Origin of the sequence: Bradyrhizobium genosp. SA-3, from assembly GCF_004212635.1 — a bacterium.
Classification (GTDB): Bacteria; Pseudomonadota; Alphaproteobacteria; order Rhizobiales; family Xanthobacteraceae; genus Bradyrhizobium.
On the sequence record NZ_PSRT01000215.1, the window covers coordinates 1 to 10,406 of the forward strand.

The window sequence follows — 10,406 nt, forward strand, 5'->3', positions numbered from 1 at the left end:
CGGACCGCAGGGGCCGGCGGGGCCACAAGGCCCGCGCGGCGAGGCCGGGCCGCCCGGTCAATTGCCGTCGATCGAACAGGTGCTGCCGTGGCTCGAGCAGCTCTTCGACGCCTGGGATGAACGCCGCCGCCAGCGCGAGCGCGAAGCCGCCGAGCGCGAGGCGCTGGAGGCCGCCGTGCAGGAGACTGACGAGCCGATCGCCGATGACGGGAGCGACGACGGCGAAGGCGACGATCACAAGAAGAAGAAAAAGAAGAAGCGCGGCAACAAGGGCTAGCGGACGAGCCTATTCCTCGTTTTCGCGTCGCGGGAGCATGCCCATGCGCTCGAACTGCCAACGCATGGCCCGATACCAGAGATAGCCGACCGCAGCGCCGCACAGGGCGAGGATGATCGTGTTGACGCTCGAGAAGGAGCCGCTCCACCACATCATCCAGGCGGTCCACAGCACCGTGAGGGTGACGGCACCTGCTTTCAAGGGAAGAAGGGGGCGGCTCATGATCGTGCTCCGGGTTGTCGAAACCCCGGCGGACATCATCGCGCAGTAAGTGGCCCTCTTCCGTGAGCTAAATCACGGAGTGGGCTCTGGGATCGCTAACCGAAGCGCAGGCGCGAGCGCTCCTTGGCCTTTTCCGCCTCGACCTCGCGGTCGCGCGCCGGCGCATGGGTGTGCAGCGAGGTCAACAGCCGCCGCGCGGCCTCCGACACCTCCGCCACTGCACGCTCGAACACCTCCTCATTGGCCTGTGACGGCTTGTTGAAGCCGGACAGCTTTCGCACGAACTGGAGCGCGCTGGCGTGGATCTCGTCCTCCGTCGCCGGTGGTTCGAAGTTGAACAGCGTCTTGATGTTGCGGCACATGCAGTCTCTCCGGATATGTCCAAGGACGATCGGCGGCGACGAAATCCTACATCCTTCCCCGCACTTCTGTTAAGTTCCGCGGCAACGCGGCCGCCGAATACGAGCCGCACGGGGAGAGGAACATGAGAACTTCTTGCGCGGCCTTGTCGGCCGTTCTGCTATCCATCTCGACGTCAATATGGGCAGCCGACTATCCGGCGCCAAAGCAGGGCGACTGGATCGCCAAGGATTTCAAGTTCCACGCCGGCGAGACCATGCCGGAATTGCGGCTGCACTACACCACCGTCGGCGAGCCGAGCGGCCAGGCCGTGCTGGTGCTGCACGGAACAGGCGGCTCGGGCGCTAGCATGCTCTCGCCCGCTTTTGCCGGCGAGCTGTTCGGAGCCGGGCAGCCACTCGACGCCTCCAAATATTACATCATCATTCCCGACAGCATCGGCCACGGCAAATCGTCAAAACCGTCCGACCGCATGAAGACGAGCTTCCCGAAATACGACTACGACGACATGGTCGAAGCGCAATATCGCCTGGTGACGGAGGGCCTCGGCGTCAAGCATCTGCGGCTCGTCATCGGCAATTCGATGGGCGGCATGCAGACTTGGCTGTGGGGCGAGAAATATCCGAAAGCAATGGACGCGCTGATCCCGATGGCCTCGCAGCCAACCGAGATGGCCTCGCGCAACTGGATGCTGCGGCGGATCATGCTCGACACCATCCGCAACGATCCCGACTACAATGGCGGCAATTACACCAGCCAGCCGCGCATGATGAAATACGCCATCACGGCCTATGGCATCGCCAGCATCGGCGGCACGCTGGCCTATCAATCGCAGGCGCCGACGGCAGCGAAGGCCGACAAGATCGTCGACGATCGGCTCGCGACGCCGATCACGGCGGATGCCAACGACTTCGTCTATCAGTGGGAGTCCTCGCACGACTACAATGCCGGCGAGAAGCTGGAGCAGATCGAAGCCTCGCTGTTGCTGATCAATTCCGCCGACGACGAGCGCAACCCGCCCGAGACCGGCATCACGGACGCTGCGATGAAGAGAGTCAAGAACGGCCGCCTCTTCCTCATCCCCGCAAGCGCCGAGACGCGCGGCCACGGCACCACCGGAAATGCGAAGTTCTACAGCGAGCAGATCCGGCAATTGCTGAAGACAGCGCCGCAGCGGACGATGTAGGAGCGCCACGCGCGCCATCTCGCAACGCATCATATGCAGCGCTCGACGCCGCATATTATTTGAGCATGCATTGCGCTGACAGCTCGGGCTTAATCGCGCCAACGATACGAATCGACGCGCGGGGACAATCGCGCGCCTTCAGTACGACACGCGATGAGGAGGATCGCATGCACAGGCTCGCACTGTGCGTTTGGCTGGCCGCGCTGACGAGCGCCGCCTTCGCGTTCGACAATGGGCAATATGACCACGTCTCGCCCGACATCCGCGCCTGGTTCAAGAGCGTGATCGCGCCGAATGGCGTGCCCTGCTGCGACATCTCCGACGGCCATCGCACCGAATACGACGTACGCGGCGGCGCCTATTGGGTGCCGATCGAAGGACAATGGATCGAGGTGCCCGAGCGCGCCATCATCCGCGACCGCGGCAATCCGGTCGGTCAGGCCGTGGTGTGGTACGTCCACCACCGCGGCGCCATCATCATCAGCTGCTTCGTGCCGGCCGATGCGGTTTAGCGCGCTGGATTTCGTTGGCTGCAGGCGCCTGATCGGTTAGCTTGAGACCAAGCCGAAAGCGGAGGCACGCCGTTGACCGATCTTAGCGCCGAAGATCTCGCCACCATCTATGCCAAACCGTCGCCGCGCGTCATTGCGAAAGCGCGCCCGGCGATCGATGCCCATGCGAAGAAATTCATCGAGATGTCGCCGTTCTGCGTGCTCGCGACATCGGGTGCGGACGGAAGCGTCGACGCATCGCCGCGCGGCGGCGGCATCGGTTTCGTCCACGTCGCCGGTCCCAACCAGTTGCTGATGCCGGACCGCTCCGGCAACAACCGGATCGACAGTTTTCGCAACGTCGTCGAAGGCTCTGGCTTCGTGCATCTGCTGTTCTTCGTGCCAGGGATCGACGAGACGTTGCGCGTCGGCGGACGCGGCACGCTGTCGGCCGATCCGGATCTGCTCGCCGCGATGGTGGAATTCGGCAAGCCGCCGCGCGCGGTGCTGAACGTCACTGTGAGCGAAGTCTATTTCCACTGCGGCAAGGCGCTGATGCGCTCGAAGCTTTGGTCGTCTGAGAAGGTGCAGCGCTCGGTGATGCCGAGCATCGTCGAGGTCATTCACGACCAGACGGGCTTAGGCGAGCCGCAGAGTCAGGAAAGCGTGGAAGAACTCTACAAGACGCAGTTGTAGGCGGCGCGACAAGCACAGTGTCGTCCCAGACAAGCGCAGCGCAGATCCGGGATCCATAGCCACAGGGAGTGGTTTGGCGAAGACTCGGAGTTACCAGTTGCGCGCTACGACCACTTCCTGTGGTTATGGGTCCCGGCGTTCGCCGGGACGACACGGGAGTATGCGGCCAGTGCCAGGGCTCAGTGCCCCTCGCCTTCGAGACCGCCGACGTGCTTCTGGGTGTAGAGCTCAAGGCCGATACGGCCGATCAGGTCGAGCTGGGTTTCGAGGAAGTCGATGTGATGCTCCTCGTCGCTCATCAGCTTCTCGAACAAGTCACGCGTGACGTAGTCCTTGGCGCCGTGGCAGTAGGTCGCCGCCTCCTGGTAGAGCGCCCGCGCGCTCATCTCGGCGGCGAGGTCGCATTCGATGATCTCCTTGACGTTCTGGCCGATGCGCAGGGGATCGAGCACCTGCATGTTCGGGAAGCCGTCGAGAAACAGGATGCGCGCGGTGAGCTTGTCGGCGTGCTCCATCTCCTCGATCGACTCCTTGCGCCAGACCTTGGCCATGTCCAGGAGGCCCCAGTTATCGAGGAAACGGTAGTGCAGCCAGTACTGGTTGATCGCAGTCAGCTCGTGACGCAGCGCCTTGTTGAGATAGTCGATGACTTTTGGGTCGGCCTGCATGGTTCACTCCAGCTCTTGCAATCCAAATCGGCCCCAAACCGAGTTTAGAATGCTTCTAAATGAATTTGCGGACGACGGCAACCGGCTGGTGGACGCAGCCGGGGGAAAGCTCAGCCGAACGTATGGAAAGTTTCAGCAGGCCGCGAGCGCGAACTGGGCGGGTTCGGCCGTCTCGTCGTTGGCGGCCACAGCGTGGCTGTGCGGACAGCCGGCACAGCAGGATTGGGCGCAAGGGCCAAGTGCTTCGTCGATGATGGTCTTGATGGTCCGGGCACAGCGGCCGCATTCGGCGCTACAACCGAGGCATCCATAGACCTGCTTGGCATGGCGCACGGCGTCGTCGGACTCGGCGACGGCGGCGCGGATGTCGTCATCGCTCAGCACGTTACAGGAACAAATGATCATGGAAGCGATAGGCCCTTCGGTGATGCGCCATCATCGATATTTAAGGGGCCGGCCGGATGCAAAAGGAAAAACCGGTATTTGAAGCTATTCCAAACTGGCCCGCAAACAGCCTAGAACGGCTCTAAAATAGGGCGTTGCGCTGGATCAAGATTGCGGCGGACCTAGTCGCCGCCACCGCCTCCCCCGCCATCGCCGCCGCCACCGCAATCCCCGCCGCTGCTGCCGCTATCGCTGCTGGAACAGCTACCGCCATCAGTCGAGCTCCCCGAACTGTCACTGGAAAACCAGCTTCCCAGCGAGAAGCCGTCGCTCGTCCCCGAATAGCTGTCACCGCCGCTACTCCCTCCATCGCTACCGGCCGCGGCGCGGGAGCGCCGACCGCGATTCTGGAGGTGTGTGATCCAGCCGTAGCCGATCGCGAAAACGATCCCGGCAGCAATCAATGCATTGACCATCGCGCTGCCCATCATCGTCTCCCGGGTGGAGCTGCGGTCCATACCAATCTGTCGTACCCGGCAAGGGTGCCGTTCATTGATCATTCAAGCGAAGTATGGAACTCTGCTGCCAAAGAGTTCCCGCGTGATTGTGTGAAAGGTCAACAATGAAGAAGTCGCTCCTGGCAATTGCTGCCATCGTCACTCTGGCCCTGACGGCCGGAACACCGGCCCATGCGCAGCGCGGCGTCGCTGCAGGCGTGGCGGCCGGGATCATCGGCGGCGCCATTGTCGGTGGCGCGTTGGCTTCTCCGTATTATTACGGACCGGGCCCTGGCTATTACGAACCCGGCTACTATCCGCCCCGCTACTACGCCCCCGGCCCGGGCTATGTCGCCGACGACTATTACGGCGGCGGCTGTGTCTGGCAGAAGCAGCGCTTCTGGGACGGCTACGCCTGGCGCGTCCGCCGCGTCAGAGTTTGCGGCTGAGTCGCCCTGAACCGGTTCACTACGGATGCGCCGTTCATCTCGGGGCCTGAAAAAGACCGCTTTTTCTCGTCACAGCTCCGTGTGCGTTTACCGTGGATTGACCATTTGCGCGCTTCCTAGCCCAACGGCCAATTCCATCAGAGTGTGCGTGAACCTTTGAAACCCGGGCACCTCTAACAAGGGGAGCCCATCTCCCAGGAGAGCCCTGAGCATGAAGAAGACTTTAGTTGCCGCCCTCACGGTTGCGACGGTCGCCGGTTCGCTGGTAACCGCCACCCCGCCCGCCAAAGCCGGTGACGGCGTCGGCGCCGGCATCGCGGCCGGCCTGATCGGCGGCGCGATCGTCGGCGGCGCCATTGCGTCGAGCCGTCCCGCCTATGGCGGCCCCGTCTACGTGGCCGAGCCCGGCCCGCCGCCCCCGCCCTGCTACTGGCGTCGTGAGCGGTATTGGGATGGCTACGGCTGGGTCAGCCGGCCGGTCCGCGTTTGCTACTGATCTGATCGCATGGCGCGCACACGCGCCGCGATGGAAGCCCGGCCGAGCACCTCGGCCGGGCTTTTTCTTTTTGCCGAAGTCGAGAACCGTTATCGCGTAGCCTGGATCGAGCGCAGCACCTCTTCACTCGGCCAGCAATCGACCTTGAGGCCGGCCGACCTCTGATAGGCGCCGAGCGCGGCGCGGGTCTGCATGCCCGCCTTGCCGTCGATCTTGTCCTTGTAGAGCCCGACGCGCGTGAGCCCACGCTGCATGGTCTCGACGTCCTTGGTGCGCAACTGCTTCGAAGCCGACCAGGGCGTTGCGAATGGCAGCGGGTTCATCATGCGGTCGCTGAGATGGCCGACGAACAGCACGTAGAGATCGGAGAAATTGTACTCCTTGATGACGAAGTAATTCCTCGTGGTCAGGAACGACGGACCGTAGATGCCCTCCGGCTGCAGCAGCGAGGCCGGCTGCGCCTGTTCGGCGGCGCTGAGCTTCTGCCCACGCACCGGCACAAAACCCTCGCGCAGCCACTGGCCGATTGGCTTCGTCACCTCGGGCACGCCGGTGGTGCAATCAAGCTTCGCCGGCGCCTGCACCTCGTAGGCCCAGCGCACACCGCTTTGCCAGCCCTTGTTGACGAGCTGCTGCGCAGCAGACGCCAGCGCATCCGGCACCGAATGCCAGATGTCGATGCGGCCGTCGCCGTCGAAATCGACGCCGTGCTTGTAGTATTCCGAGGGCAGGAACTGGGTGAGTCCGGTGGCCCCGGCCCAGGAGGAGCGCATGTCCTTGCGCGTCACCACGCCCTCGCCGAGGATCTTGAGCGCGAGGATGAACTCGTTGCGGTATTGATCCTTGCGGCGTCCGACATAGGCCTGCGTCGCCAGCACGCGGACGAGATCGTAAGGCAGCGTGTAGCGGCCATAGTCTGTCTCGCGGCCCCAGATCGCGAGCATGACGGTCGCAGGTACGCCTGAGCTCTTCTCGATCTCGGTCAGCGCGGTGCGATATTTTTGCAGCAGCCGCTGTCCCTCGCCTGCAAGCCGTGCGATCGAGCCTTCCTTGACGTAGTCGGCGGGCACCTGCACGAATTCGGCCTGCGACGGTGCGCCGGTCGCGGGCGCCCCGGCAGGATCAGATCGGGCAGCTTGTAGTCAGGCTCGAGCCCGCGCGTCTGCTCGTCGAACGTCGTGCGCGACACGCCTTCGGCCTGCGCCTCCGGCCAGAGCGAGGCGATAAATTGCGTGAAGGCGGCATCGGCGGCGCGGGCGGGCGACAGGGCGCAGGTGATCGCGATCACCACTGCGATGAGCGCCCGCCGCATCATGCTGAGATCACCGCGTCAGCTTCTTGTACTTCACGCGGTGCGGAATGATGCTGTCCTGGCCGAGCCGGCGCATCTTGTCCTTCTCGTAATCCTGGAAGTTGCCCTCGAACCATTCGACGTGGCTGTCGCCTTCGAAGGCCAGAATGTGGGTCGCGATGCGGTCGAGGAACCAGCGATCATGGCTGATGATGACGGCGCAGCCGGCAAAATCCTCCAGCGCCTCTTCGAGCGCGCGCAGCGTATCGACGTCGAGGTCGTTGGTCGGTTCGTCGAGCAGCAGGACATTGGCGCCGGACTTGAGCATCTTGGCAAGATGGACGCGGTTGCGCTCACCACCGGAGAGTGCACCGACCTTCTTCTGCTGGTCCGCGCCCTTGAAGTTGAACGAGGAGCAATAACCGCGCGAGTTCACTTCCTTCTTGCCAAGCAGGATCAGCTCGTTGCCGCCGGAGATCTCTTCCCAGACGGTTTTCTTGCCGTCGAGCGCGTCGCGCGACTGGTCGACATAGCCGAGATGCACGGTTTCGCCGACCGTGATCGTACCCTTGTCCGCCGTTTCCTGCTCGGTGATCATCTTGAACAGCGTGGTCTTGCCGGCGCCGTTGGCACCGATGACGCCGACGATGCCGCCGGGCGGCAGCTTGAAGGTGAGATCGTCGATCAGGAGGCGATCGCCATAACCTTTGCTGAGGCCCTCGAAATCGACCACGTTGGCGCCGAGGCGCTCGGCGACGGGAATGATGATCTGCGCGGTCTGGGTCTGCTTCTCGCTCGCTTGCTTGAGCAGCTCCTCATAGCGCTGGTAGCGCGCCTTCGACTTGGCCTGGCGTGCCTTTGGCGAGGACGCCACCCATTCCTGCTCGCGGGCCAGCGTCTTCTGGTGCGCAGCTTCTTCGCGGCCTTCCTGCTCCAGGCGCTTCTGCTTCTGCACCAGCCAGGACGAATAGTTGCCCTCGTAGGGAATGCCGCGGCCGCGGTCGAGCTCGAGGATCCAGCCCGTGACATTGTCGAGGAAGTAGCGGTCGTGGGTGACGATCAGGATCGCACCGGGATAGTTGCGCAAATGGCCTTCGAGCCAGGATACCGATTCTGCGTCGAGATGGTTGGTCGGCTCGTCCAGCAGCAAGAGCTCGGGCTGGTCGAGCAGCAAGCGGCACAGTGCGACGCGGCGGCGCTCACCGCCCGAGAGTTTCGTCACGTCGGCATCGTCGGGCGGGCAGCGCAGTGCGTCCATGGCCTGGTCGACCTTGCTGTCGAGATCCCAGAGGCCCTGCGCCTCGATCTCGTCCTGCAGCTTGGTCATCTCGTCGGCGGTCTCGTCCGAATAATTGACCGCGAGCTCGTTGTAGCGGTCGAGGATCGCCTTCTGCTTGGCGACGCCCTGCATGACGTTCTCGCGCACGGAAAGCTTGGGATCGAGATGCGGCTCCTGCTCGAGATAACCGACGCGGGCGCCTTCGGCGACCCAGGCTTCACCGGTGTATTCCTTGTCGAGGCCGGCCATGATCTTGAGCAGGGTCGACTTGCCCGAGCCGTTGACGCCGAGCACGCCGATCTTGGCGTCCGGATAGAAGCTCAGATGGATGTTATCGAGCACCTTCCGGGTCGGGTAGCTCTTGGTCAGGCCCTGCATGAAATAGATGAACTGGCGCGCCATCGGTCCCGTGAAACCTTCGATTTGAGGAAATTTGCTTGCCGCCGATGTAGCGATCCCGCCCCCAAAGGGCAATGTTTTCCGTCCGTTCACCACGGATGAATACGGTCCGGACACCATCCGGACTCAGATCCGGACAATTGAAACCATCTTTTAATAAATCAGGCGAAAGCTCGGTTTCGCGCGGAAACAGCGCCACCCGCTCAGAACGAACGGGAGCACAGCGAGGCCGCATCATGGCTCTGATCGAGACCAACTCTCTTCCTGTTCCGGCAGAAGCCGGCCACGTCTCCGGATTCGTCTCGGAGATCCAGAGCTTCTGGAAGCGCTTCTTCGCCACCGCCTTCAACCCGTACCGGCCCGAATTGCACTACATGCGCGGCCCCGGCCCGGCCTGGCGCGCCAAGCACGGCATGGATGCACCGTTCCGCCTGAAGCCCCGCGACCTCTGAGCCCGTCCCTATCGGATTTTTGAAGACGCTAGCTGCTTGCGCGCAGGTGTAATTGCGCGCAACCATGGCCTGGTTCCGACGAGGGCGCCCCGCTCGCGCCGTCACCTCTCGCCATGGATGAATGCTAATGACGCGGCTGCGCTGTGCAATTCTCGACGACTATTTCAACCTCGCCCTCGACGTCGCCGACTGGCCAAAGCTCTCCGACCGCGTCGACGTCACCGTGTTCAGCCACCCATTTGCTTCCGAGCAGGCCGCGGCGAGCGCGCTGGCCGACTTCGAGATCATCTGCGCGATGCGCGAGCGCACGGCATTCCCCAAGGGCCTGTTCGACAAGCTGCCGAAGCTGAAGCTGTTGCTCACGTCAGGCATGCGCAACGCCTCCATCGACATGGAAGCTGCGAAGGCGCGTGGCGTCGCCATCGGCGGCACGCAATATTCGCGCGATCCGACTGCCCCGCTCACCATGGGCCTGATCCTGGAACTGACCCGCGGCATCGGCCGCGAGAATGCGCGCATGCATGCCGGCGGGCCCTGGCAGACCTTTGCCGGCGTCGAGATCGAGGGACTGACGCTCGGCATCGTCGGGCTCGGCAAGCTCGGCAGCAAGATGGCGGGGATCGCCAAGGCATTCGGCATGAACGTGATCGCCTGGAGCCCGAACCTCACGCCGGAGAAGTGCAAGGAGGCCGGCGTCGGCTACGCCAGCAAGGAGGAGCTGTTCGCCAAGGCCGATATCATCACCATCCACGTGGTGCTGAGCGATCGCTCGCGCGGGCTGGTCGGCCGCGCCGATCTCGCGCGGATGAAGCCGACCGCCTTCCTCGTCAACACCGCGCGCGGGCCGATCGTGGACGAGCAGGCGCTGCTCGAGGCCTTGCAGCAGAGGAGGATCGCAGGTGCAGGCTTGGATGTGTTCTCGGTCGAGCCGCTGCCGGTCGACCATCCCTTCCGCAAGCTCGACAATCTCGTGCTGACGCCGCATCTCGGCTACGCCACCGCGGACGGACTGCGCATCCATTACGGCCAGATGGTCGAGGCGATCGACGCCTTCACCAAGGGCGGCGAGCTGCCGCGGAAGCTGGCCTGAAACGACACTGACCCGAAACGACGATGGGCGTGCCAACGCACGCCCATTGCAATTCGAATTCTCGCGAAGCGCTTAGCGCACGGTGACCGGCGCGGGCAGCGGCGGCACGACGGTCGGCTGGGTGCCGGGGACCGGGCCAGCCTGAGCGGCCATCGGCGCCGGACCAGCA

Annotated in this window: 13 protein-coding genes and 2 pseudogenes; 8 read left to right on the forward strand and 7 right to left on the reverse strand. The window is 63.7% G+C overall.

All coding sequences use genetic code 11. From position 1 onward, the window contains the following. A pseudogene (locus CWO91_RS43530) lies at positions 1 to 277 on the forward strand (collagen-like protein); the annotation flags it as partial. Positions 278 to 286: 9 nt separating this feature from the next. Here CWO91_RS43530 and CWO91_RS39855 read toward each other — a convergent pair. Together CWO91_RS39855 and CWO91_RS39860 are read right to left on the reverse strand one after the other, a co-directional pair. Then, positions 287 to 499 carry a hypothetical protein gene (locus tag CWO91_RS39855; protein ID WP_091880329.1) on the reverse strand — a complete coding sequence of 71 codons (213 nt, stop codon included), beginning with the start codon at positions 497 to 499 and terminating at the stop codon, positions 287 to 289. 95 nt (positions 500 to 594) lie between these two features. Then, the gene (locus CWO91_RS39860) at positions 595 to 861 is read right to left on the reverse strand and encodes a DUF2277 domain-containing protein (protein WP_130220823.1); all 267 of its coding nucleotides are present in this window, start codon (positions 859 to 861) and stop codon (positions 595 to 597) included. Between the two features lie 122 nt (positions 862 to 983). On the opposite strand from CWO91_RS39860, the gene CWO91_RS39865 reads away from it, so the two are divergent. From CWO91_RS39865 to CWO91_RS39875, 3 genes are all read left to right on the forward strand, one after another. Next, complete coding sequence (locus CWO91_RS39865) at positions 984 to 2,045, forward strand: alpha/beta fold hydrolase (RefSeq protein WP_130220824.1); 1,062 nt, start codon at positions 984 to 986, stop codon at positions 2,043 to 2,045. A 167-nt stretch (positions 2,046 to 2,212) separates the two neighbouring features. After that, positions 2,213 to 2,557 (forward strand): hypothetical protein, encoded by a 345-nt coding sequence (locus CWO91_RS39870; RefSeq protein WP_130220825.1) that lies wholly within the window; start codon positions 2,213 to 2,215, stop codon positions 2,555 to 2,557. Positions 2,558 to 2,629: 72 nt separating this feature from the next. Continuing rightward, entirely contained in the window at positions 2,630 to 3,232 is a 603-nt protein-coding gene (locus tag CWO91_RS39875) for an MSMEG_1061 family FMN-dependent PPOX-type flavoprotein (protein ID WP_130220826.1), read from the forward strand. 179 nt (positions 3,233 to 3,411) lie between these two features. Here CWO91_RS39875 and bfr read toward each other — a convergent pair whose 3' ends face one another. From bfr to CWO91_RS39890, 3 genes are all read right to left on the reverse strand, one after another. Next, a complete protein-coding gene (bfr, locus tag CWO91_RS39880) occupies positions 3,412 to 3,900 on the reverse strand; it encodes a bacterioferritin (RefSeq protein ID WP_091879416.1) in 489 nt (162 codons plus the stop codon). 132 nt (positions 3,901 to 4,032) lie between these two features. Then, positions 4,033 to 4,305, reverse strand: a complete 273-nt coding sequence (locus CWO91_RS39885; protein ID WP_130220827.1) for a (2Fe-2S)-binding protein — start codon at positions 4,303 to 4,305, stop codon at positions 4,033 to 4,035. A gap of 161 nt (positions 4,306 to 4,466) precedes the next feature. Continuing rightward, positions 4,467 to 4,775, reverse strand: a complete 309-nt coding sequence (locus CWO91_RS39890) for a hypothetical protein (protein WP_130220832.1) — start codon at positions 4,773 to 4,775, stop codon at positions 4,467 to 4,469. A gap of 131 nt (positions 4,776 to 4,906) precedes the next feature. On the opposite strand from CWO91_RS39890, the gene CWO91_RS39895 reads away from it, so the two are divergent. Together CWO91_RS39895 and CWO91_RS39900 are read left to right on the forward strand one after the other, a co-directional pair. Continuing rightward, positions 4,907 to 5,230, forward strand: a complete 324-nt coding sequence (locus tag CWO91_RS39895) for a hypothetical protein (RefSeq protein ID WP_091879422.1) — start codon at positions 4,907 to 4,909, stop codon at positions 5,228 to 5,230. 211 nt (positions 5,231 to 5,441) lie between these two features. Then, positions 5,442 to 5,726, forward strand: coding sequence for a hypothetical protein (locus tag CWO91_RS39900; protein ID WP_130220828.1), 285 nt, complete (start codon positions 5,442 to 5,444; stop codon positions 5,724 to 5,726). An 89-nt stretch (positions 5,727 to 5,815) separates the two neighbouring features. Here the strand turns inward: CWO91_RS39900 and CWO91_RS39905 are convergent. Further along, positions 5,816 to 7,041: pseudogene (locus CWO91_RS39905) on the reverse strand (lytic murein transglycosylase). Between the two features lie 7 nt (positions 7,042 to 7,048). Next, entirely contained in the window at positions 7,049 to 8,698 is a 1,650-nt protein-coding gene (ettA, locus tag CWO91_RS39910) for an energy-dependent translational throttle protein EttA (RefSeq protein WP_130220829.1), read from the reverse strand. A 233-nt stretch (positions 8,699 to 8,931) separates the two neighbouring features. Between ettA and CWO91_RS39915 the strand changes: the two genes are divergently transcribed. Together CWO91_RS39915 and CWO91_RS39920 are read left to right on the forward strand one after the other, a co-directional pair. Continuing rightward, a complete protein-coding gene (locus CWO91_RS39915) occupies positions 8,932 to 9,147 on the forward strand; it encodes a hypothetical protein (protein ID WP_130220830.1) in 216 nt (71 codons plus the stop codon). Between the two features lie 127 nt (positions 9,148 to 9,274). Continuing rightward, complete coding sequence (locus CWO91_RS39920; protein ID WP_130220831.1) at positions 9,275 to 10,237, forward strand: D-2-hydroxyacid dehydrogenase family protein; 963 nt, start codon at positions 9,275 to 9,277, stop codon at positions 10,235 to 10,237. The last annotated feature ends 169 nt before the right edge of the window (positions 10,238 to 10,406 follow it).